Consider the following 22,585-nt stretch of genomic DNA (forward strand, 5'->3'; position numbering starts at 1 on the left):
CGGGCAAGCTGGTTTTAAAGCGAGGCAATGGTGACGTTGCCGTCGCTGGTGTGAATGCTCAGAGGGACGCCGCCGCCATTGATGCGTCCGCGGAGGTTGTGGCCGGAATCGCCCTTGGAGTTGTAGCCGTCCATAACCAGCGGCAGATCGCACTGAATGCGCCCATCCCCCGTGTGCACTTCAAGATCTGCTGCGAGGCTGCGCGGAACGTGGATCTGCACGCGACCATCGGAGCTCTCAACGCGTGAGGCGGTGGTAAGTTTCGTGCCCTCATTCATGGTGAGCTCCAGACTTCCGTCCGAGGTGTGCACCTGCAGGCCGGTGAACTGACCGTCGATGTGAACACTCCCATCGGAGGACCGCGACTCAAGGGTGCCGCTGACGTTGTGCAGCCGGATGGAGCCGTCGCTCGACGTGAGGCGAACAGCGCCTGCAACGTCGGAAAGATCGACCGAGCCGTCGCTGGTACGTAGCTGCACTCCGCCATTGAGCCCCGTAACCTTAAGGCTGCCGTCGGAAGTGCGACCGTCGAGATCGAGCGTAGAGGGAGTCTCAACGAAAACCCGCGGCTCGCGGTGCGCTCCCATCATCATGTGCATATGGGTCTTCTCGCGCAGTTCGAAATTCACATGGTCGCCTGTCTGCGCCTCATTCAATGTGTATTCGCCAATGTGGCGGTCGTTCCATTGAACCCGGATGCGGATCTCCTTGCACTGTCCGCAGGACGTGACCTCGGTGGATGCGTCGCCAGTGCTGAAGCTCAGTGACGGCTTTCCGCCGACCGGGTAAGTCTTCTGCCAGTCCGATTGCGCGTGAACCAGGGGAACGCAGGCAAACAAACCGACGGCAGTCAGGGTGAGGGCGGCTGGGCGCAAATGGGGCATGGGAGTACCTCTGAGGGAACCATACGCCAGTGGACCGAGGTTTGTTCCGGATGCGGAGGTCAATTTGGAGGCAGCAGGTTTGCCTGGCTGCTGTACCGACGTTCCCCCGAACATAGGCTTCTCCGCCGCCCTTCGCGATGAATACAGGGGTGGCGCGGCGCCCCTCAATGCCGAGCGCGCTCACGGAGAATCAACCATTCGGCAGCAGTCTCCTCACTGCTGAGCATCCTCCGCGAAGACCTGCCTGGTCCGAAACTCAATTCGCACCCCGATGAACAAACTATTGTGATGCCGCGCACAGTCGACGGTGTTCTATATCGCGTACCGTCGCAATGTCATCGGCGGGAATGTGTGCTGAATCACAAAGAATCTCGCCAGTCGGAATCGCAAGCGAGGTGCTCATGGGCAAAACCGTTTGGCAATCCATGCAGGAAAAGGGCTACAGCCGCCGCCAGTTTCTCCAGTTCTGCGGCGTCGCCGCCACTACCATCGGGCTGCAAAAGTCCGGCGTGGCGCAGGTGGTTTCAGCCTTCGAAAAGAAGGAAAAACCCGCCATTATCTGGCTTCATTTTCAGGAGTGTACCGGCTGCAGTGAGTCCTTCCTCCGGGCTTCGCATCCCATCGTGGCAGACGCTCTCCTGGATGTGATCAACCTCAACTACCAGGAAACCCTGATGGCCCCCTCCGGCTTCCAGGCCGAGAAGAGCCTCACGGACACCATGCGCGATCAGAAGGGCAAGTACATCCTGCTCGTCGAAGGCGCCGTGCCCACCAAAGACAAGGGCGTCTACTGCATGATCCGCGGCAAAACAGCCGAGTCGATCCTGCAGGAAGTTGCCGCCGATGCCGCCGCCGTGGTCGCCTGGGGCGCTTGCGCATCCTTCGGTGGAGTTCAGGCAGCAAAGCCCAATCCGACCGGTGCCCACGCCATCAGCAAGCTCATCAGCAAGCCGGTGATCAACGTGCCCGGCTGCCCGCCCATCCCCGATGTCATGATGGCGGTTGTTTCGCATCTTCTGGTTCTCGGTCAGATTCCCGAACTCGATTCGCTCGGCCGCCCCAAAGAGTTCTATGGCCGCCGCGTGCACGACACCTGCTATCGCCGGCCCAATTACGACGCCGGTCTGTTCGTTGAATCCTTCGACGACGAGAATGCCAGGAAAGGCTACTGCCTTTACAAGATGGGCTGCCGCGGCCCGGTCACTTACAACGCCTGCTCGGTGACCAAGTGGAACGAGGGCGTCAGCTACCCCATCCAGTCAGGCCACCCCTGCATCGGCTGCAGTGAGCCCGGCTTCTGGGACAACGGCCCGTTCTACCAGCACCTGGCTTCGTTTCCAGGCTTCGGTATTGAAAGCACGGCGGACACCATCGGCACCGCTGTGGGCCTCACCACCATTGCCGGAGTCGCCGCGCACGCCGTCGTTACCAACATCCGCAAGCACAAAGTCATTGCAGAAGTGCACGCCGAAGAGCAGAAGGAATCGTGAGGAACCATGGCACGAATTGTCGTTGATCCCGTAACTCGCATTGAAGGCCACCTGCGCATTGAAGCTGTGGTGGAGAACGGCGTCATCACCGACGCCTACAGCGCAGGCACCATGGTGCGCGGGCTTGAGAAGATCCTCATCGGCCGCGACCCGCGCGATGCCTGGGCCATTACCGAACGCGTCTGCGGCGTCTGCACCACCGTGCACGCGCTGGCCAGCGTGCGTGCGGTGGAAGACGCCCTGGGTATCTCCGTCCCTCCCACGGCCGAACTGATTCGCAACATCATGTCCGCCACGCAGTACGTGCAGGACCACGTGATCCACTTCTATCACCTGCACGCGCTTGACTGGGTCGACATTGTCAACGCACTCAAGGCTGACCCTAAGAAGGCAGCCGAGATCGCGCAGTCCATCTCCAAATGGGACAAGAACACGCCAGGCTATTTCTCTGACGTGCAGGCTAAAATCAAAGCCTTCGCCGCAAGCGGACTCGGCATTTTCGCTAACGGCTACTGGGGCCACTCGGCTTACAAGCTGCCGCCTGAGGTGAACCTGATCGCTGTCGCGCACTATCTTGACGCGCTCGAGTGGCAGAAGGAAATCGTCAAAATCCACGCCGTCTTCGGCGGCAAAAACCCGCATCCAAATTACCTCGTCGGCGGCGTTCCCTGCTCCATCGACGTCAACGAAGTGGCAGCTATCAACGGCGAGCGCCTCAACCTGGTCTCGCGCCTCATCTCCCAGGCCGACGAGTTCGTGAACGAGGTCTACATCCCTGACCTGCTCGCAGTGGCCGGCTTCTACAAGGATTGGGCCAGTTACGGTGGCGGCCTCAAGAACTACCTCAGCTACGGCGATTTCCCGACCAGGGGCTACAACCAGCCAGAGTCATTCAAGTTCCCGCGCGGCGTAGTCCTCAATCGCGATCTCAGCCACTTGCATCCGGTGAACGCCAAAGACACGCAGGAGATCAAGGAGTACATCGCGCACTCCTGGTACGACTACGAAGGCGGCAATACGCAGGGAGTACATCCATCGGCCGGCGAGACCAAAATCAACTACACCGGTCCGCAGCCTCCGTTCGAAACCCTTGCCGGCTACGAGAAGTACTCGTTCCTCAAGACTCCGCGCTGGAAAGACAACGCCATGGAAGTAGGGCCGCTGGCTCGCGTCGTCGTTGGATTGGCCGCCGGCAGCACGGACATGAAAGAACTCGTCAACATGGTGCTGGGCAAGCTCAATGTGCCGGTCGCAGCGGTCTTCTCGACGCTGGGACGCACAGCCGCACGCGGCATTGACGCAGCGCTCACCATGGCGTGGCTCAAAGAGTTCAACGGCGAGCTCATTGGCCGCGTCAAGACCAACGAAGTCTCCACCTTCAACAACGCGCGCTGGGATCCCAGGACCTGGCCCGAAGAGGCTGAAGGCGTCGGACTCGTCGAAGCTCCGCGCGGCGCGCTGGCGCACTGGATCAAGATCAAGAACGGCAAAATCGACAACTACCAGCTCGTCGTTCCAACTACATGGAACGGCTCGCCGCGCGATGCAAAACAACAGCGGTCGGCCTTCGAGGAATCGCTCATCGGCACGCCCATTGCAAAGATCGATCAGCCTGTCGAGATCCTGCGCACCGTCCACTCCTTTGACCCGTGCCTGGCCTGCGCCGTGCATCTGTACGATCCGCAGGGACGTCACCTTCACCAGATTTCGTTTGAGTGAGGCCATGAGCACTCCGAACATTCCGCTTGATAAGTTTGCCCACGGACATCCAGTGGAGTACCGGCGCGTCTATGTATGGGAACTGCCGGTACGCGCCTATCACTGGATTAATGCCATTACCCTGACCCTGCTGATCATCACCGGGTACCTGATCGGCAAACCCATCCGCGCATTCGCCGCAGTGGAAGCCTATCAGCAGTACTGGTTCGGCTGGATCCGTTTCATTCACTTTGCGAGCGCGTATATATACGCGTTTAACTTCCTGGCGCGTATCTATTGGGGCTTCGTCGGTAACAAGTACGCAAAGTGGAACAACTTCTTCCCGCTGACCCGGAATCAACGACGGGAAATCGTGGATGTCGTCAAGACCGACGTGCTGCAGACCAAGCTGCACGGCGCCATCTCCACCGGCCACAATTCCCTGGCCGCTTTCATCTACTTCCTGACCTTCCTGGCGTTCTGCGCCCAGGCAATCACGGGCTTCGCGCTCTACTCCAGCATGAGCAACTCGTTCATCCCGCGCCTGTTCACCTGGATCGTTCCGCTGATGGGCGGCGAGATGGGCGTGCGTCAATGGCACCACATGTTCTTGTGGTTCTTCGTCACGTTCATCGTGGTGCACATCTATTTGTCCTTCTATCACGACTACATCGAAGGCCGCGGCACCATCTCCTCGATCGTCGGCGGCTGGAAGTTCGAACGCGAAAAGACCGAAGACTAACCCTCTGTGTGCCCCACCCTGACCACACCTTCATCCTGGTTAGGGTGGGAGACCGCACTACCTTGAAGCTTTGTCATCCTGACCCTGAGTGAAGCGAAGGGGAAGGACCCGCTATTGCTTTTGCGTTTCCTTTTGCTTTCGTTGTTGTGATAGTGGTTAGAGCGGGACGCCACCCGCTCCAAACCTTGTCATCCTGAGCGCACCGAAGCACCCGCTTTCGCCTTTGCTGTTGCCGTTCTTTCTTTCATTCCCGGAGGAAATCTGCCTTTCACCTCCCAGAACCTGCCACGAGCATTCCCGGAGGCCCGCCATTCCCCCGTTCACACTCAAAACCCTCATCCTCGGCCTCGGCAACGTCATCATGGGCGACGAAGGCGTCGGCGTCCACACCGTGCGCGCCCTCGAGCAGCAACCCCTGCCGCCTGATGTGGAATGCCTCGACGGCGGCACCGGCGGCTTCATCCTCCTCGAACCTCTCCAACAGGCCGACCGCATCTTCCTCATCGATGCAACAGCCGACGAGAACCCCTACGGCACAGTCACCCGCACGACGCCCAGGTTCGTAAAGGACTATCCCCCTACGCTCACCGCGCACGACATCGGTGTCAAGGACCTCCTCGACGCGTTTTACATTCAGGGAGGCAGTCGCGACGTCATCCTCTACGCCATCAGCATCGACCCCCGCCAGCCCATCTCCATGGATCTATCCGAGGAATGCGAGCGAGCACGGGATGAGGTGGTGCAGCACATCCTCGCCGAACTCAACGTGTAAGTCAGCTGCTTGTGATCCTGAGCAGCCTCACTTGCGTGACACGTCCCGATGTTCCCTGAGAATTGGCTTCGCAAGAACGTCGTCGACGAATATTCAGCATGACTCGGGCATGGGAACAAATCGACGGCGGTAGCGATATCGGTGTTGGACGTGAAAGCCTCTGCGATGTTCAACGGAGATCCAGAACCTGACATAGTTGAGCATTGGTGCTACACCCGCTATGTCATCGACGGGCGCCACAAGATCGCGGCAGCTCGCCGAGTGTCGATGCCAATACGTCTCGTGAGCTTCACATCGGCTGCAAAAAACTATGTTCGCGCGAGCAGTTGAAAACAGCTATTAAAGCATCAAGCTGATTTCGAGCTCTCCAGCGGTTCCACCCGCACCTTGCTGATCCTTCGTCCATCCATCTCCGCCACCGTAAGCCGGCGCGTCTCGTAATCCACTGACTCCCCCGGCGCGGGGATGTGCCCCAACCGCGTGAGCATGAATCCAGCCAGCGTCTCCACGCCTCCATCGCGCGGCAGGTCCCATTGCATCTGTGTCTCCAGATCGCGAAGGTTCGCGCCTCCATCCAGCACAAACACACCCTTGGCCCCCATTATCAGCGGCCGCGCCGGATCGTCGAACTCGTCGTCGATCTCTCCCGTCAGCTGCTCGATGGCATCCTCCGCCGTCACCAATCCCACCGTCGATCCATATTCATCCACCACAATGGCAAGATGCCTCCGCCGCTTCTGAAACTCCCGCAGCAGGTCCAGTGCCGACTTCGTCTCCGGCACCACCAGTACCTCGCGCATAATCTGGCTCAGGCGCAGTTGCACAAATGGAGTAACCGGCGGCGCGACTCCGCGCTGGCCGCCCCGCCGGAAGAACATCAGCCGCGACAGGTCCTTGGAATACACCACGCCCACAATATGCTCCGGGCCGCGCGATTCGTCGTACACCGGCACACGCGAGTGCAGCAGTTCGATCACCCTGGCAGCAGCTTCCTCGATCAGCATGTTTGAGGGCAGTGAGAGAATTTTCTGCCGCGGTGTCATGATCTCGCGTACTGGAACATCGTTCAGCTCAAGTGCGCGATGCACCAGCGTCTCCTGGAACCTGGGCAGCACCCCCATGCGCCGCGCCGCCGTGGCCAGCAGCTTGAGTTCCTCCGGCGAGTGGACTGAAGCCCGCTCGGTCACCGGGATGTCGAACCCCCTCAGCACTACACCCGCCGACCGGCTCAGCAGCCGCACTGCCGGCCGCGCCAGCCGCATAAACAGCAGCATCGGCGGCGCTACCGCAACGGCCAGCGCCTCGGCCCTCCGCAGCGCCAGCGACTTCGGCACCAGTTCTCCCGCCACTACATGGAAGTACGTGATGGCGCAGAAGCCCAGCGCCACTGCGGTCAGGGACAAAACGTGCGCGTAGAGGTGGGCGTGCGACGGCGGATCCGGAAGCATCCCAAATAATGCCAAAAATCCTTGGGAGGCCAGCGGCTCGCCAATCCAGCCGAGCGCCAGAGAGCACAGCGTCACACCCAACTGCACTGCGGGTAGAAAGTCGTCCAGATCGTGCTGCAGCCGCCTGACTGCGCGCGCTCCCGGCACCTGCGCTTCCAGCAGTTGCTGAATTCTGGTGTCGCGGACCGACACGAGAGCGAACTCCGCGGCCACAAAAAATCCGTTGGCCACAACGAGCATGGCGACAGCGACGCATTGCAGCAGCACAGGCCCGTGCATCTCGTTCAGAGAATAGCATTTGGTGCGAGGCTGGACATCGGCGCACGCCCAGGGGAACCAACTTTGGTGCCGCTGCGTATCAGGCTGCATGCGCAGACAATGTCTGCCGACAGAGCGCCGCTCGCCTGGCTGGTCATCGCTCCAGGTGCGGGACCGCAGCGTCCTTTCGTAATCCTCAACGTCCGTAAATTGCGGCCTGAGCCGCGGGGAGGTATCCAGTGGCTGCGCGGAAAAGCAAAAGAATCTGGATTTGGGTCGTCGCCATTGCGGTGGTCATCATCGGCGCGGGCGGAGTTGCCGTCGCACGCATGGTGTCGGGCGGCTCCATTGACCCCAACAAAATCGCCAAGGTAATCCGCGGGGACGTTGCACGCTCAGTGATTGCAACAGGTAAGATTCAGCCCATTACCAAGGTGGAAGTCAAATCCAAAGCCTCCGGCATAGTAGAAAAGCTCTTTGCCGACATCAATAACCATGTTCACAAAGGCCAGCCGCTCGCCGAACTCGATCAGCAGGAGATTCTCGCCCAGGTGGAAGCCCAGAAGGCCGCGCTCGCCTCCGCTGAAGCCAACGTCGGCACCTACGAAGCCAACATCGAGCAGGATAAGGTCAATGCCGCCGCCCCCGATCTGCCCATGTACAAGCAGACCCTCGACCGCAACCTGCAGATGGCTAAGGAAGGCGTGGTCAGCCAGCAGGCGCTCGACAACGCCAACAAGGACTATCTCGCCGCGGGCAATAGGCGTGACGGCGCCCGTGCCCAGATCGTGGTCGACAACGCCAAGCTGAAACAGGCCCGCGCCCAGGTGATGCAGAGCCAGGCCAGCCTCAAACAACTCCAGGAGCAGCTCAGTTACACCACCATCGTTGCACCCATGGACGGCGTGATTCTTTCCCGCGACGTGGAGATGGGCGACGCCGTCAGCTCCATCCTCGTGCTCGGATCTACCGCAACCCTGGTCATGACGGAAGGCGACACGACGCAGGTTTACGTGCAGGGCAAAGTAGACGAAGCCGACATCGCGCACGTCTACATGAACCAGGCCGCGCGCATCAAGGTGGAGAGCTTCCGAGACCGTGTCTTCAACGGGCGTGTTACCAAAATCGCCCCGCTCGGAGTGGAAAAGGACAACGTAACCACCTTCGAGGTGCGCGTCTCCATCGACAATCCTGGCGGCGAACTGAAAGCCAACATGACGGCCAATGCCGAGATCCTTCTCGACGAGCACAAGGGTGTCCTTAACATTCCTGAGAACGCCGTGATGTATGACAACCAGAAGAATGCATCGGTCGAGGTGCCCGACAAGAGTCAAAAAGAAGGCAAGCGCAAGGTCTCCGTCAAGGTCGGACTGTCCGATGGGTCGAAAACAGAGGTTCTCAGCGGCCTGAAGGAAGGCGACCAGGTGGTCCTGCAGCAGTAAAGCTCTGGTCCGATGACCAGGGAATCAGGTTTCAGATGGTCGGCTTGCTTCGTCGGCTTGATTCGTCGGCTTGATTCATCGGCTTGATTCATAGAAGCGAATGTCCACCGCAGCACACAGCTGTTCGAAATCGAACATCTCAAGCTGCGGTGCCGTTACCTTAGCGAGCAGCCAAAACGCTGAATCCAAAGTCGTTGCGCTTGCCGGCCGTTTGGCAGCTCCGTTGCACCCAAGCGCATGGAACAATTTGCCTGAAGAGACCGCACCCGACCTTCGTTGTCGACCAGTCAGAACCGGGATCGCCTGATCACTGACCTCTCGATTACAGACACCAACTACTCACGCACCGAGGAACAGACATGAAGAAGATCGCAATCGCAGCAGCAGCGATGCTTGCTCTGGCCACCATTCCCGCGCTGGCTTCTGAAGCCACGTTCGATCGCACCCTCACCGTGAACGGCCGCGTGGAGCTCAACGTAAGCACCGGGTCCGGCAATGTCCATCTCACCCAGGGTTCCGGTACGCAGATCAAGATCCACGGCCATGTAAAGTCCAACTGGGGCGGCAGCGAGGAACGCGTACAGCAAATCGCCTCCAACCCCCCGATTGAGCAGACCGGCAATATCATCCGCATCGGCGCGCATCACGAGAACCTGCATAACATCAGCATTGACTATGACATCGAAGCTCCGGCAGATGCCTTCCTCGAAGCCGGCTCCGGGTCCGGCAACGTCACCGACGATGGAGTCGGTCAGAATGCCAAGCTCAGCAGCGGCTCCGGCAACATTCACGCCACCGGGCTTAAAGGCAGCTTCAGCGTAGGAACCGGCTCCGGCAATATCTTCGCCGAGCAGTCCAGCGCGGGCGACGTGAAGGCTGAAACCGGCTCAGGCAGCATCGAACTTCGCGACCTGCACGGCGCACTGCGGGCCAACACCGGGTCCGGCGATATCAAAGCTTCCGGTTCCCCCAGCTCCGACTGGAAGCTCGGAACCGGCTCGGGCAGCATTGAACTGTGGCCCGGCACCGGCGGCTTCACCCTTGACGCTTCCACCGGCTCGGGCACCGTTCACAGTGACCGTGAAATGTCGGTTCAGGGCTCCTTCGATAAGCACCATATCACCGGCAAAGTGGGCGGGGGCGGCCCCACGGTGCGCCTCGAGACAGGCTCTGGCGACATTCGCATCCACTGAAACCGCGCCTTCAAACACGCTGCCTGAAGACGCAAAAGCCCGCCACAAGGCGGGCTTTTTGCGGACGGAGTAATCCAAACCCGCAGCTTAGACGTTAAAGGAAGAGCCGCAACCGCAGGTCGACTTAACCTGGGGATTCTCGAACTTGAAGCCGGCGGCCTCGAGCGTCTCGACGTAATCGACGGTGCAGCCGTTCAGGTACATCAGCGACGTCGCGTCGACAAAGACCTTCAGGTCGTCGAAGCTGAAGACCTTGTCCATCATGCCGCCCTGGTTTTCAAAGGCCATCGAGTACTGAAAGCCGGAGCAGCCGCCGCCGACCACGCCAATGCGCAGCCCGGCGGGAATCGGATCCTGGGTCGCCATGATCTCGCGGACCTTCGCGATAGCCTGCGGCGTCAGAAAAAGAGGGGCCTTCTTGGTTTCCTCAACGGGTGTGGTGGCTATGGTGGCCATTTTTTCTCCCAAATCTTGAAATTCTGTCCTGCTTATTACTCTACCGGCCCCGGAACCGGGAAACAAGGCCCGATCGGAGAACCGTTCCATTGGATGCTACGACCCCGTCCCGGGGTTCGGAATCCTTTCGCTTCCTGCCGGATACCCCAAATCCATCCGAACCGGGCATGGGCTCGTCAGGAGTTTTCGGACTGCTTTGATCCTATTGCAGCTTTTGCCCACATCAAACGACAGTGATCTCTGTCACGCTGCGCCCACCCAAGCGGAGCTATGATAGTGCACCGAAAGGCCCCACTACTCACGATCGCCGCGAAATTCCCCTGACGGGGACGCGGGTTCTGGGACCGGCAAGTTCCGGAGGTGGTTATGACGTTTGTACCTGTCATGTGGACGGTCTGGGGTGCCATGGTACTGATCCTGGCATCGGTTTGGCTCTATCGGTCACGGCTCGAGCGCGATGAAGAAGACCAGATCTTCATCGACGACGCCTTCAGCCATGAACGGACGGCTCAGGCCGCCATCGTTGAAAGAGTCAACAAGGTTCAACCGATCCTGCGCGGCATGATGGCGATCACCATCGTAGCCACGCTGTTCGTCATCGGCTACTACATCTACGACATCGTTAACCAGTTCAAGTAAGACTTGATTCTGGAGCGAGCGCTGGAGCGAGGGCTGGAGCCGCCGATTCCACAGGAGTCCGCTCGTTCTGTCTTTCTTTGCGCTCGCGTGCTGAATCCTCGCGTGCTGAATCCTCGCGTGCTGAATCTTGGTGGCGGGCAGGCAAAAAGAAAAGGCGGGACACGGCCCATGGCTGCGTCCCGCCTCCCTCTTCCAGAGCATTGCTCTTACTCGACCTCGGGCCGGGCTTTGTAGCCGTCGCGGGCAATAATGTCGTATTTCAGTGGATGGTGCTTCTCATCCTGGAACCGAAGCGGCTTGCCCTCGTCGTCCACCAGTTCGACCCGCAGTTTGCGGTAGGTGCCATCCTGCTTGGCGTTGCTGGGGTGATAGAGGAGCTGGTACTTGGAGCGGATGTTCTTGTTAATGTCCCCAAAATCCTCCGGCATCTCGGCGACGAAGCGCGGCTGATAGAACTCTCCCCCGGTAATGTGCGCGATGGTCTTCATCTCGTTGTCGGCCTGCAGATAATCCATGTCGCGCATCTGGGAGGTCCAGCCGCCTCCCCCTTCGGTCATGGCGCGCAGCGCACCGCCGGTGGATATCGTGTAGATGGTAATGTCCCTCGTCGCTCTCACCTTCTTCAGCGCCTGATCCCAGGTCAGCTTCGAAAAAGTGTCGCGGCCTGATCCGATGAGGACAATGTACTTGCGGCCTTCAATGCGGCTCAGACGGTCGATGGCCTCTGAGACGGCGTCGAACATGTTCCGCTCGTTGAACCCCGGAATCATGAGCTGCCGGATGGCCTCGAAGACTTGTCCCTTGTCCTTCGTGAAGTCGGTGATAATGTGGGTCCTCATGTCGTACGTCATGAGCGCCGCGTAGTCGTCTGGACGCAGTTGCGAGGCAAACGACCAGGCCGCATTCAGCATGTCGTAATTGAAGGCGTAGGTGTAATTGCTGCCGGCAAATTCGCAGAGCATCAGCACGGTGATGGGAGCTTCCACCCGCTTGAACCCGGTCACCTTCTGTTCCACACCGTCTTCAAACACCTTGAAATTGGTGGGCTTGAGACCCGGCACAAACTGGTGGGTCTTTTCGACGATCACGCCCACGTCCACCGTCACTTCCGGCACTTCGACGCGCAGGTTGTAAGTAGGTACGTTTTCAGGGTTTTTAAACTTCGGCTCAGCCGGAGCGGGCGGCGGAGGCGTATCGGTGGATTCTTTCTTTTTGGGGAGCGCAATGGATCCGTTATCGCCGGTGGGCCCCCCCGAATCAGGGGCCGTCTGATCGGGCTGCTGCGGCTTCTGAGGGGCGGGCGCAGGATTTTGGGCCCCGGCGACTGCGGGAACCAAAGCCAGCGCAGTTGCAACCAGCAAGACAAAAGACAAGACGGGAGAATCAACCTTGATGCGATCGCCGAATCGTGCGAAAGGGTACTTCCTGGGCATGACAACCTCTGTGCTCAACAGCATACGCGGCTCGAATTCATTGTAGATAGAACCAGCAGGACCGGCGAATGTGCCGCCCCCGCGCGTACGGTGCGGGATCAGGTCTGTATCCCGGCTCACGGGATCGGCCGGAACGCCGGTTTACAGTTATAGACGTGGGAAACGGCATGAAGGACAACCGGCTGCGCCTTTTTGCGTCCGCGGCCTTGCTGATGGGGATGGCCTGGCCTGGCTCGCTTTGCTCTCAGTCTGCGGACGTTGCCGCTGGACCTCCGCCGTCAACCGGGGGGTTCTTCCCCCTGAGCGAAGTTCATCGCGGCATGACCGCCATCGCCTGGACCGTTTTCCAGGGCACAAAGCCTGAACCCATGCAGGTGGAAATTCTGGGCGTGCTGAAGGGCGCCCGCGGGCCCGGGCACGACATGATCCTTGCGCAGCTCCATGGCGCCAAGCCTGAGTACACCGGCGTGGTGGCCGGAATGAGCGGCAGCCCCGTGTACGTCGGCGACAAGCTCCTCGGCTCCCTTTCCTATCGCATCGGCCAGTTCAGCAAGGACCCCATTGCCGGCATTACCCCGATTGCCCAGATGCTTGAAGTGCGGGATATCCCCATCGCGGAGCACACCCAGCTTGCGGAATTGCCCAGAGCAAAGCAATCCAGCCCCATGGGAGAAGAGACCGCCTTCACTCCCATGGAGACGCCGCTGGTGATGAGCGGCTTCCATCCAGACGCGATCAGCTTGTGGAAACAGAAGATGGCCGGCACCGGGCTGGAGATGGTCGCTGCCGGCGGCGGCGCAGGATCAAAGCCGGGCAAGCTCGTTTCTGCGGCCGCCGCGGGCATCATTCCCGGCTCCGCTGTGAGCGCGCAACTGGTGCGAGGAGACCTGGAGATCGCCGCCACCTGCACCGTAACCTATATCGATCCCAAACAGTTGCTGGCCTGCGGCCATCCGTTTCTCCAGGCCGGTCCGGTGTCGCTGCCCATGACGGCCACAGAGGTGATAGCGACTCTGGCGTCCCCGCTGAACGCCTTCAAGATTGTCAATACCGGCCAGACCATCGGCGCGTTCACTGAGGATCGCGACGCGGCAATCCGCGGCGTGCTGGGGGCCACAGCGCACATGATCCCCGTCCACATCGCCGTTCGTTCCGGCCAGAAAACGCGGAAGCTCAGTGTCGAGGTGCTCGACCTGCCCTCCCTGACCGCGCAGGCCATGCTGGTGAGCCTTTACGAGACACTGCTGCAGACCAATGAAAGCGCCGCGGACATGAGCTATCACGTAACCGGCAGCATCGACGTGGAAGGATACCCGCCCTCGCCGGTGGACGTGTGGGCTGGCGGCGGAGAGGGGCTGCCGCCGCAACTCGCCGCGGCCATGCTGGCGGGCGACCGCTTCCAGAGACTCTACTCGAACGGAGCGCGCCAGGGCTCCGTGCGTGCTGTCAACTTGAATGTAGAGGCAATTCCCAGGCGCACCTCGGTGGATCTGGAATCGGCCCGATTCACGTCGGGCAATATCGTTCATCCCGGCGACACCGTCACAGTGGAGGCGACCCTCAGGCCGTGGCAGCAGCCGGAGCGCAACGTTCGGGTGGCATTCAAAGTTCCGGCGCGCTTGCAGGCCGGCAATCTGCGCGTGCTGGTGTCAGACTCGGGCACGCTGGACCGCACCATGTCGCAGCCAAGGGTGATGCCTCGCCCCGTGGACATGGAGACCACGCTGACTGAAGCACGCAATCAGCATACCCAGGACCGCATTTACATCAGCTTGCTCGTGCCTGAGACCCAGGCGGGCATGGAGGGCCAAACCCTCTCGAGTGTTCCCATCTCCCTGGCCAACGCGCTGGAACCAATGCGGGCCGCACAGGATGTGACGCTTAATGGAGAGTCAGCCGAGCCGGCCGCCGATGCTCCCGCCGGGGGCGTGCTGAACGGGTTCCAGGTGTTAACCCTGCGCCTTGAATCGGGCGGCGGGGTAGACTAAGCTCAGACGAGCACCTTAAATTTTTGTGAGTTTCCTTTACCCAGGAACCCGGGACGACTGCGGTTACCGGCGTTTCTTGCAAACCAGCGAGGATCCAGAACGATGGCCCCAATACAAGGATTAGCAGCTCACGCGGCAGGAGCCGAGCTTCTGCCTTTTCGCTACGACCCAGGATCATTGGGACCCCATGATGTAGAGATTGCAATTTCGCATTGCGGCATCTGCCACAGCGATCTTCATCTGATTACGAACGACTGGGGCATCAGCCATTTTCCGTTCATTCCGGGGCACGAAATCATCGGAATGGTGAATGCGGTTGGAGCGGAAGTTCATTCCCTCGAGGTGGGCAAGCGCGTGGGGTTGGGTTGGCAGTCGAACTCCTGTGGCGAGTGCGAGTGGTGCACCAGGGGATTGGAAAATCTCTGCCTGAAGTCGGAGGCGACGTGCGTGCACCGGCACGGCGGCTATGCGGACCGGGTACGCGCCAATGCCCGCTTTGTCATGCCCATCCCCGAGGCGCTGGAAAGCGAGAACGCCGCCCCCCTGCTGTGCGGCGGCATCACTGTTTACAACCCGCTCCGCAGCCACGGCGTCAATCCGTCCTCGCGTGTCGGGGTGATCGGCATTGGCGGTCTGGGCCACCTGGCCGTACAATTTGCGCGGGTGTTCGGCGCAGAGGTCACCGCGTTCTCTACGTCCTCGGCTAAGGAAGAAGAAGCGCGCGCGCTCGGCGCTCACCGCTTCGTGAATACTCGTGAGACCCGGGCCCTGAAGGATGTGGCCTGCTCCCTTGACTTCATCGTCAGCACGGTGAATGCGGATCAGGATTGGGGCGTCTACATGCAGGCCCTGCGGCCCAATGGGACGCTGTGCTTCGTAGGAGTTCCGCCATCGCCTGTCACCCTGCACGCATTTCCGATGATCTCTGGCGTTCGGACTGTAACCGGGAGTCCGATCGGGCCCCCGCATCGCATCCGCGAGATGCTGGACGTGGCAGCCCGCCACGGCGTAAAGGCCAAAACCGAGCGTTTCGCCATGGGCAAGGTGAACGAAGCAATCGAGCGAGTCAAAAAGAACAAAGTGCGATATCGCGCCGTGCTCGCCAACTGACGCGGCTCTCACTCCCAGGCGCCGGATCAGTCGACCCTGCTGTGGTCACCCGTTCGCTGACGCAGAGCTTCAGAGCAGCGGGCTGCACTGCAAACAGGATCACATCGCAATCCGGAATAGCCGGATCCCAGCCTGGGGACACGTGTGAACACATCGCCAACATCCATGCGCATCGACAAGTGGCTCTGGGCCGCGCGCTTTTTCAAGACGCGGGCGCTGGCGGCGAAGGCCTGCGACCTGGGCCGCATCCGCTCGCATGGAACCGAGGCCAAGCCGGCGCGCGACGTCAAACCCGGCGAGATGCTGCAGATCAAGAACGAGGGTGGCGACTTCGATGTCGAGGTTCTGGGCCTGAGCGAGATCCGCGGGCCGGCCGCCAAAGCGCAAGCGCTCTTTCGTGAGACCGAGGCCAGCAAGGAAGCACGGGCCAAAGCGGCCGCCGAGCGCAAGGCGATGCAGGAGTTCATGCCCTTGCCCGACCGCCGTCCGAGCAAAAAGGATCGTCGCAGGATCATTCAGTTCCGCGGCGGAAGTTAGCGACCACCTGACCACCTGACGAATCACCTGATCACCTGCCCACCTGACGGACCACCCGCCCCCGACCACCACTCATAACGCCACGTTTAGTAGACTCAACTGCAGCATGGTGATAGCAGCCGGTCAACGTACCCGCATTCCCTCTTTACTTCTCATAGCCGCGGGCACGGTGGTCTTTGCCTCCGCCGCCGGCCTGGCTCCCGCCCGCGCACAAGGAACGCATCTGTGGACGCAATCGCGGATTGACGAGTTCGAAAAAGGCACACCGCTGGGGGTAGCCCTGGCCAGCGACGGCACTCTGCATGAGGCGCCCGGCTTGCGGGAGATTCTCACGACTCCGTCGACGTTCGCGTGGTCGGTTGCAGCCGGCAAAAATGGGACCATGTACCTGGGGACTGGATCGCCGGCAACGGTTCTCCGCGTAGGCCTGGATGGCAAATCGGTGACGCTGTTTGAGACCAGGGACCTCAGCGTCCAAGTGGTGCGGCTGGGACCGGACGGCGCCCTCTACGCCGCCACCATGCCCAGCGGGAAGGTCTACAGGCTGAACCCCGGCGCATCGTCAAAGCAGGATGATGCGAGCGCAACCGTGGTCTTCGATCCCATGAAAGTTCACGGCGCGGAACCGCCCAAGGCTGCGGATGACAAGAGCCCTGACGAGAAAGCCGCAGCAAAGGACTCGTCGAAGTCGCGCTACGTGTGGGACATGACGTTCGACTCAGCCGGCCGCTTGTACATCGCCACAGGAGGGCCGGGCGCTGTGTATCGCGTGGACGCGGGCAAGCCGGGCGCGCAGCCGGAACTCTTCTTCCGAAGCGATGAGCAGCACATCCGCGCGCTGGCCTGGGACAAGAACGGCAATCTCATTGCAGGTTCGGATGGCAGCGGACTGGTCTATCGCATCAGCCCTGACGGCAAGGGATACGTGCTGTTCGAAGCCCCGCGTCGCGAAATTCCGGCGATCGCCGTCGCCGCAAACGGCACCATCTATGCGGCCAGCGTGGGAGACAAGTCGCGCAATCCCCTGCCCCCGCTACCGGTTCAGGGCACGGGCGTGGTCACATTCACGGTCGTGCAGCCAGGCACGGTGCAGGCAGCCAACGCCAGCACTTCAGCACCCGAGGGCACGGAGATCTACGCCCTGAAAGAAGGGCAGGCGCCCCGCAAAATCTGGAGCGGCAAAGATGAGGTAGTGTACTCCCTGGTAGCGGAGGCCGACGGCCTGCTGGCCCTCACCGGCAATCGCGGGCGCGTGTTCCGCATCCAGGAGAACGGCGATTACGCGGATGTGGCCCATCTGGAGGCGCAGCAGGGGCTGGCGATGGCCGGCGGCGCAAATGGCAACGTCCTGATTGCCACCGGGAACACCGGCAAGCTGTTTGCGTTCGGCGCACAGGAAAAGCATGAGTATCTCAGCGATGTGCTGGATGCGGGCGCACTGGCGCGGTTTGGCCGCGTAGAGATTGAGCCCGGGTCCGCGGGTTACGAGTTGATGACGCGCAGCGGCAATGTGGAGCAGCCCGTGCGCGGATGGAGTGATTGGCAGCCGTTGAACGCCGGCACAGTGGCGTCACCGCTCGGTCGATTCCTCCAGTGGAAGGCGGTGCTGCACAAGGGCGGCGCCCTGGGCGGCGTTGGCGTGAATTACTTGGCGGTGAATGCGGCACCCGTGGTAGACGACATGGTGGTAGTGCCGGGCGCACGCATCACACCGCAGGCACAGCAGTCCGGGCAATCGCAGACCGTCAACATCTCCCTGCCCTCAACCAGTGCGGCCGGCACGGTGTCATTCGAAAGCGGAACCCCTGCCAGCTCGATTACGGCTACCAAGGATCGTACCGCCATCACTGCGCGGTGGGCAGCGCACGATGACAACGGCGACGATCTGACCTTCTCGCTCTATCTGCGTGGCGATGGCGAGCACGTATGGCGGCTGCTGAAAGACAACGTGACCGACAAGGCGTACAGCTTCGACCAGACACTGCTTCCCGACGGCGGCTACCAGATGCGCATTGTTGCGACCGATGCGCCCTCGCATACACCGGCAGACGCGCTGAGCGGCGAAAAGATCAGTGAGCGGTTCGAGGTGGATACGACCCCGCCGGTGATCACGGGGCTGAAAGCTGCGGAGGATGCGCCATGCGCCAAAGGCCCATGTGCGGCGCAGGTGACATTTGACGCCGAGGATGACCTGTCGGCGGTAGTAAAAGCGGAGTACTCGCTGGATGCGGGGCCGTGGCAGTATGTGGAACCCGTGGGAGCGCTGTCGGATTCGCGCAGGGAACACTACGATTTTCGCATTCCGGATGCGGCCTTCAACGGCAAGGCGGGCGAGCATTTGCTCACGGTGCGGGTGTATGACCGTCATGAAAATGTAGGGTTGGCGAAGACCATGTTCCAGTCCGCTGGCGGCGCCAAATAGGTTCGTCTTCGGCTGCGCTCGACGTGAGGACCGGCAAGCCGGTCCTTCGCAGCGCTCAGGATCACAAAGTACCTAGGGTGCGATCTGCGCTCCGGATACCTGGTTCGGTGATGATGATTCGGCAAAGGTTGAACGATGCGGTTTGAGCTGTTTGTCGCGGGGCGGTATCTGCGGGCCAAGCGCCGCCAGGCAGTCGTGGGGGTTGTCACCTCCATTTCGATAGCCGGTGTCGCGGCCGGCGTAGCAGCGCTCATCATCGCCCTGGCAATCACCAACGGCATGCGGCGCGACCTGCAGGACCGCCTGGTGGACACCAGCGCCCACGTGCAACTGATGCGTGTGGCCGGCGATGGTATCCGCAACTGGCGGCCGCTGCTGGAGCGGATGCGCCAGTTGCCCCACGTGACGGCTGCTTCGCCTGGCCTGTATGAGCAGGTGCTGGTGGCTCGCGGAGCACGCGATGGCGGGGCGCTGATCGAAGGTGTTCTACCCGACCAGGAGATCACCGTAAGCACGCTGCTCAAACAGGCCACGCGGGGTTCGGTTCAGGCGCTGCAGCCGCTGCCGGCGGGCTTCACACCGCAACCGGGCGAGTTGCCTCCCATTGTGCTGGGATCGGATCTGGCAGAGACGGTGGGCGCCACCGTGGGCGATCGTGTAACGCTGATCAGTCCGCAAGGCGAAATGACGCCCTATGGCGTCATCCCCAAATGGGTGCCCTTCCGGCTGGTGGGCACCTATCACTCCGGCTTCTATCAGTACGACGCGACCATGGGCTTCATTCGGCTCGCCGATGCGCAACGGCTTTTCGACGAGCCGGATCTGCTTTCAGTAATCAGCTTCAAGATCGACGATCTGAATCGCGCGCCCGAAGTGGGACGCGCCATCGAGCAGGCCGCCGGCAAAGGCTTCATGACCAACAACTGGATGGAGCAGAACCGCGAGCTGTTCCGGGCTCTCAGGCTCGAGCAGGTCGTGACCTTCATCATCATCACTCTGATTGTGATTGTGGCCGCGCTGAATATTCTCATCGCGCTCACCATGATGGTGATGGAAAAGACGCGCGATATCGCGGTGCTGATGAGCTTTGGCGTGGACCCCGCACAGGTGCGGAGGATCTTCCTCATGCAGGGCTTGCTCATCAGCGTGGTGGGAACCGTGCTGGGCCTGGTGTTGGGCTACGTAGCGTCGTGGGCAGGCGGCCACTACCACTTCATTCACCTCTCCGCGGAAGTGTATTCGATCGACCGGCTGCCGTTTGCCCCGCGCGCCGTCGATGGCGTGATTGTGGCTGCGGTATCCATTGGAATTTCGCTGCTGGCGACGCTGTATCCCTCAGTGGCGGCTTCGCGGATACTGCCTGCGGAAGCGCTGCGTTACGAGTGACCGGCCGCACGGTAGCCAAGCCGCTATCGTGCTAAAGTACGGAACACCATGATCCTCATAAGAAGAGCTGAGCCGTACGATGCGGCCGGGATCGCGCACGTCCACGTGCAAAGCTGGCGCAGCACCTACGCGGGGATTGTTCCGGGCGCGTATCTTGACAGCCTGAACGAAGAGGAACGCGCTGAGCACTGGAAAAGCCTGCTGGGCGAAGAGTTGGAAGTATTCGTTGCGGAGCGTGAGGGCAACGTCATCGGATTCGTTGCGGGCGGCAGAAGCCGGGATCGCGCCCAGCACTGCGACGGGGAACTCTACGCCATCTACCTGTTGAAAGACGATCAACGCCTGAAGATCGGCAGAGATTTAGTCCGCGAGCTTGCGCACGCTCTGAAGCGTCGCGGCTTCAGGAAGATGGAAGTGTGGGTGCTCGCGAAGAACCCCGCGAAGGCGTTCTATACGCGAATGGGAGCTCAGTTCGGGCGCTCCAGGCAGATCGAAATCGGCGGCGTCACGCTCATGGAAAGCGCCTATTTCTGGCCGGATCTCGACATGGTTTCGCGACGTTACGTCGTCTCGCGATCCTGAGCCGGAAACAACGATAACTGCGGGTCGGCGGCCTTGCGCTTCGCGGTGCCGCGCTTGCCCAATCCCCTTCTGTCGTCCAACCCCCTTCCGTCGTCGAAAACCGTACGGCCGTTGAGCGAGGGCGAAATCTTGCGCTCATGCTCCAGCGCGGCGCTGAAGTCGGCCAGCGGGTCGCGATCCTGCTCCACCGCGCGGGTAAGGCGGTCGAGACGGCGGAAACCGTCCACCTTCTCCGTGTGGCCAAGGCGGGCAGCTTCAAGCGAGCGGCGCAGGACCGCAAGCGATTCATCGTAGGTCTTGAGCGGAACGGGAAACGGGTGACCGTCTTTGCCCCCGTGCGCCCATGAGAACCGCGCGGGATCAGAAAAGCGGCTGGGCGCGCCGTGAACCACCTCGGCAATCAGGGCGAGGGATTGCAGAGTGCGCGGGCCAAGGCCCTCCACCAGAAGCAGCGAAGCAAAGTCGCGGAGGTCCTGCTCGTGGGCGACAGCAAGAACCGCGCCCAGACGCTTGAGGTCGATGTCTTCCGCGCGGACATCGTGGTGGCGCGGCATTACGAGACGACGCGCTTCATCGAGCGAGGCTTCCACAGGCTGACCGGCGATCCTGACCAGGGCTTGCTGGGCCGCCGTGGCGCGCGTGTCGACCAGGTTGAGGATCTCACCCCTGGGACGGCCCAGAATCGCGGTGTGCGGATCGTGAACGAAGTCGCCCACCGCAGGCGAATGCCAATGGTAGCGGCGCGCCAGGCCGGTCGCGCCGTTCATGCCCTGCTGAATCACCGACCACTCGCCGGACCTGTGGATGACAAAGGTGTGCAGATAGAGCTGGAAGCCGTCGGCGATGGCATTATTGTCGATCCGGGCGGTGAGCCGGCTGGTCCGGGCGAGGTCGTTGCCGTCGAGGCCGGTGCGGGCGGAGAAGTCGCGCAGCTCATCCGGGGTTCGCTTGGAGTGCCTGCCGCGGCCGCCGCAGATCTGGAGCCCAAGCTCGGAAAAACGGGGGTTGAGGCCGCGCTTGAGAGCTCCCATCACCGACGTGGTGATGCCGGAGGAGTGCCAGTCCATGCCCATGACCGCGCCGCATGCCTGGAACCAGAAAGGGTCGCTGAGGCGGGAAAGAAACTCCGAGTGCCCGTAGTTCAGGATGATCTGCTCGCTGATGGCCGTGCCCAGCTCCGTCATGCGGGTGGCGAGCCATGGGGGGACACGTCCGCCGTGCAGTGGTAAATCGGCGGTGCCGGAGCGCTTCACCTTTCTATTGTCGCCGACCCGTACACCCCTGGTTCCCTCCTCCTACCCTTTACCCCTGACCCCTGAACCCTGAACCCCTGACCCCCGACCCGTGACCCGTGACCGCCCTCACAGCCATCCTCATCCGGACCCTGCATACTTTCTTCTGCTGGCCTAACAGGCCGGACAGGATTTCTATGCTTCCGCTGACAGCTTTCGGAGACTTACTCGTATCACCCATGACGATGCAATCAGCGGCACATATAACTACTAAGTTACGGAGTGCCCCTTTTTTGGGTTTTAGCCCAGCGATTTAGGTTAACTTGTTTATTTATATTTACTTACAAAGACTTACTTGGTGATCCAGATCACCATTTAGAATGCCAAACTCCGGAATGGCCACGTCTGAGACCGTTCTCCACGCGCAGAATCCTGCGTTAGGGGATTACAGGAAAGTAAATGCCACCCCCCCCACCCTCGGGGCGGCGTGGAGGCCCTCGTCAACGGCTAAGCAATCAACCGGATAGTGCTGGACGAGTCGGAGACTTGCAGCTCGCCGGCAGTTCCGGCCTCACTCGATTCGCCGTCGGTCTCCTCATCCTCGAGCCCGCGGGAGACATTCCGGCGCTGGGAGTAGCTCTCGTCGCGCTGCTGACTGCGGAACTCGGTGGCAAAAACGCCGCTAAGTTCGGAGTCATTGCGGAAACCAGGAGGCGAAGGGCGAACCGGTGAAACCGGGCGGATCGAGTTGACCGGACCGATATCCATAAGTCCTCCCTTCGCGGTAATTGGGTCATCGGCGAGACGCGGGGAGACTTTAATGACGAAGGTACGGGACTGTGTCTCGATTTAGGACAGTGGAACGGTGAGGGG

19 protein-coding genes are annotated in these 22,585 nt (G+C 61.0%); 13 read left to right on the plus strand and 6 right to left on the minus strand.

The features are described from left to right. Positions 1–14: 14 nt before the first annotated feature. Positions 15–884: a DUF4097 family beta strand repeat-containing protein gene (locus tag VGL22_RS13760; RefSeq protein ID WP_465267504.1), complete on the minus strand. Its 870-nt coding sequence runs from the start codon at positions 882–884 to the stop codon at positions 15–17. Between the two features lie 401 nt (positions 885–1,285). Here VGL22_RS13760 and VGL22_RS13765 point away from each other — a divergent pair, with 401 nt between their 5' ends. The 4 genes from VGL22_RS13765 to VGL22_RS13780 all read left to right on the plus strand — a co-directional run bounded on the left by VGL22_RS13765 (position 1,286) and on the right by VGL22_RS13780 (position 5,586). Beyond that, positions 1,286–2,374, plus strand: coding sequence for a hydrogenase small subunit (locus VGL22_RS13765; RefSeq protein WP_465267505.1), 1,089 nt, complete (start codon positions 1,286–1,288; stop codon positions 2,372–2,374). Positions 2,375–2,380: 6 nt separating this feature from the next. After that, complete coding sequence (locus tag VGL22_RS13770; protein WP_465267506.1) at positions 2,381–4,093, plus strand: nickel-dependent hydrogenase large subunit; 1,713 nt, start codon at positions 2,381–2,383, stop codon at positions 4,091–4,093. Between the two features lie 4 nt (positions 4,094–4,097). Then, entirely contained in the window at positions 4,098–4,814 is a 717-nt protein-coding gene (cybH, locus tag VGL22_RS13775) for a Ni/Fe-hydrogenase, b-type cytochrome subunit (RefSeq protein ID WP_465267507.1), read from the plus strand. A gap of 229 nt (positions 4,815–5,043) precedes the next feature. After that, positions 5,044–5,586 (plus strand): hydrogenase maturation protease, encoded by a 543-nt coding sequence (locus VGL22_RS13780; RefSeq protein WP_465267524.1) that lies wholly within the window; start codon positions 5,044–5,046, stop codon positions 5,584–5,586. Between the two features lie 347 nt (positions 5,587–5,933). On the opposite strand, the gene VGL22_RS13785 is transcribed toward VGL22_RS13780, so the two are convergent. Then, the gene (locus VGL22_RS13785; protein ID WP_465267508.1) at positions 5,934–7,301 is read right to left on the minus strand and encodes a hemolysin family protein; all 1,368 of its coding nucleotides are present in this window, start codon (positions 7,299–7,301) and stop codon (positions 5,934–5,936) included. Between the two features lie 230 nt (positions 7,302–7,531). Here VGL22_RS13785 and VGL22_RS13790 point away from each other — a divergent pair, with 230 nt between their 5' ends. Continuing rightward, a complete protein-coding gene (locus tag VGL22_RS13790; protein ID WP_465267509.1) occupies positions 7,532–8,734 on the plus strand; it encodes an efflux RND transporter periplasmic adaptor subunit in 1,203 nt (400 codons plus the stop codon). Positions 8,735–9,093: 359 nt separating this feature from the next. After that, entirely contained in the window at positions 9,094–9,927 is an 834-nt protein-coding gene (locus VGL22_RS13795) for a DUF4097 family beta strand repeat-containing protein (RefSeq protein WP_465267510.1), read from the plus strand. 87 nt (positions 9,928–10,014) lie between these two features. On the opposite strand, the gene VGL22_RS13800 is transcribed toward VGL22_RS13795, so the two are convergent. Beyond that, positions 10,015–10,383 (minus strand): HesB/IscA family protein, encoded by a 369-nt coding sequence (locus VGL22_RS13800; protein ID WP_465267511.1) that lies wholly within the window; start codon positions 10,381–10,383, stop codon positions 10,015–10,017. 366 nt (positions 10,384–10,749) lie between these two features. Here VGL22_RS13800 and VGL22_RS13805 point away from each other — a divergent pair, with 366 nt between their 5' ends. Continuing rightward, positions 10,750–11,022 carry a hypothetical protein gene (locus VGL22_RS13805; protein WP_465267512.1) on the plus strand — a complete coding sequence of 91 codons (273 nt, stop codon included), beginning with the start codon at positions 10,750–10,752 and terminating at the stop codon, positions 11,020–11,022. A 206-nt stretch (positions 11,023–11,228) separates the two neighbouring features. Here the strand turns inward: VGL22_RS13805 and VGL22_RS13810 are convergent, their stop codons facing one another. Continuing rightward, positions 11,229–12,395 (minus strand): VWA domain-containing protein, encoded by a 1,167-nt coding sequence (locus tag VGL22_RS13810; protein WP_465267513.1) that lies wholly within the window; start codon positions 12,393–12,395, stop codon positions 11,229–11,231. A gap of 128 nt (positions 12,396–12,523) precedes the next feature. On the opposite strand from VGL22_RS13810, the gene VGL22_RS13815 reads away from it, so the two are divergent. The 6 genes from VGL22_RS13815 (at position 12,524) to VGL22_RS13840 (ending at position 20,480) form a co-directional block, all read left to right on the plus strand. Then, the gene (locus tag VGL22_RS13815; RefSeq protein ID WP_465267514.1) at positions 12,524–14,443 is read left to right on the plus strand and encodes a SpoIVB peptidase S55; all 1,920 of its coding nucleotides are present in this window, start codon (positions 12,524–12,526) and stop codon (positions 14,441–14,443) included. A gap of 102 nt (positions 14,444–14,545) precedes the next feature. After that, on the plus strand, positions 14,546–15,553 hold the full coding sequence (locus VGL22_RS13820; protein WP_465267515.1) for an NAD(P)-dependent alcohol dehydrogenase: 1,008 nt from the start codon (positions 14,546–14,548) through the stop codon (positions 15,551–15,553). Between the two features lie 165 nt (positions 15,554–15,718). Next, a complete protein-coding gene (locus VGL22_RS13825; RefSeq protein WP_465267516.1) occupies positions 15,719–16,090 on the plus strand; it encodes an RNA-binding S4 domain-containing protein in 372 nt (123 codons plus the stop codon). 169 nt (positions 16,091–16,259) lie between these two features. Next, a complete protein-coding gene (locus VGL22_RS13830) occupies positions 16,260–18,512 on the plus strand; it encodes a hypothetical protein (protein ID WP_465267517.1) in 2,253 nt (750 codons plus the stop codon). 135 nt (positions 18,513–18,647) lie between these two features. Next, entirely contained in the window at positions 18,648–19,898 is a 1,251-nt protein-coding gene (locus VGL22_RS13835; RefSeq protein ID WP_465267518.1) for an FtsX-like permease family protein, read from the plus strand. Positions 19,899–19,946: 48 nt separating this feature from the next. Continuing rightward, positions 19,947–20,480, plus strand: a complete 534-nt coding sequence (locus VGL22_RS13840) for a GNAT family N-acetyltransferase (protein WP_465267519.1) — start codon at positions 19,947–19,949, stop codon at positions 20,478–20,480. Here VGL22_RS13840 and VGL22_RS13845 read toward each other — a convergent pair. Further along, complete coding sequence (locus VGL22_RS13845) at positions 20,459–21,733, minus strand: DUF763 domain-containing protein (protein ID WP_465267520.1); 1,275 nt, start codon at positions 21,731–21,733, stop codon at positions 20,459–20,461. The genes VGL22_RS13840 and VGL22_RS13845 overlap by 22 nt on opposite strands. A 486-nt stretch (positions 21,734–22,219) precedes the next feature. Beyond that, positions 22,220–22,480, minus strand: a complete 261-nt coding sequence (locus tag VGL22_RS13850) for a hypothetical protein (RefSeq protein ID WP_465267521.1) — start codon at positions 22,478–22,480, stop codon at positions 22,220–22,222. Between the last annotated feature and the right edge of the window lie 105 nt (positions 22,481–22,585).

The sequence above is a fragment of the Occallatibacter sp. genome (assembly GCF_036502485.1).
Taxonomy (GTDB): domain Bacteria; phylum Acidobacteriota; class Terriglobia; order Terriglobales; family Acidobacteriaceae; genus Telmatobacter.

Excerpts from the sequence above, each read along its gene's own strand:
- VGL22_RS13765 (WP_465267505.1), top strand. The coding sequence starts at position 1,286 with ATGGGCAAAACCGTTTGGCAATCCATGCAGGAAAAGGGCTACAGCCGC.
- VGL22_RS13770 (WP_465267506.1), top strand. The coding sequence starts at position 2,381 with ATGGCACGAATTGTCGTTGATCCCGTAACTCGCATTGAAGGCCACCTG.
- VGL22_RS13760 (WP_465267504.1), bottom strand. The coding sequence starts at position 884 with ATGCCCCATTTGCGCCCAGCCGCCCTCACCCTGACTGCCGTCGGTTTG.
- VGL22_RS13840 (WP_465267519.1), top strand. The coding sequence starts at position 19,947 with ATGATCCTCATAAGAAGAGCTGAGCCGTACGATGCGGCCGGGATCGCG.
- VGL22_RS13800 (WP_465267511.1), bottom strand. The coding sequence starts at position 10,383 with ATGGCCACCATAGCCACCACACCCGTTGAGGAAACCAAGAAGGCCCCT.
- VGL22_RS13850 (WP_465267521.1), bottom strand. The coding sequence starts at position 22,480 with ATGGATATCGGTCCGGTCAACTCGATCCGCCCGGTTTCACCGGTTCGC.
- VGL22_RS13820 (WP_465267515.1), top strand. The coding sequence starts at position 14,546 with ATGGCCCCAATACAAGGATTAGCAGCTCACGCGGCAGGAGCCGAGCTT.
- cybH (WP_465267507.1), top strand. The coding sequence starts at position 4,098 with ATGAGCACTCCGAACATTCCGCTTGATAAGTTTGCCCACGGACATCCA.
- VGL22_RS13825 (WP_465267516.1), top strand. The coding sequence starts at position 15,719 with ATGCGCATCGACAAGTGGCTCTGGGCCGCGCGCTTTTTCAAGACGCGG.
- VGL22_RS13805 (WP_465267512.1), top strand. The coding sequence starts at position 10,750 with ATGACGTTTGTACCTGTCATGTGGACGGTCTGGGGTGCCATGGTACTG.
- VGL22_RS13815 (WP_465267514.1), top strand. The coding sequence starts at position 12,524 with ATGTGCCGCCCCCGCGCGTACGGTGCGGGATCAGGTCTGTATCCCGGC.
- VGL22_RS13795 (WP_465267510.1), top strand. The coding sequence starts at position 9,094 with ATGAAGAAGATCGCAATCGCAGCAGCAGCGATGCTTGCTCTGGCCACC.
- VGL22_RS13835 (WP_465267518.1), top strand. The coding sequence starts at position 18,648 with ATGCGGTTTGAGCTGTTTGTCGCGGGGCGGTATCTGCGGGCCAAGCGC.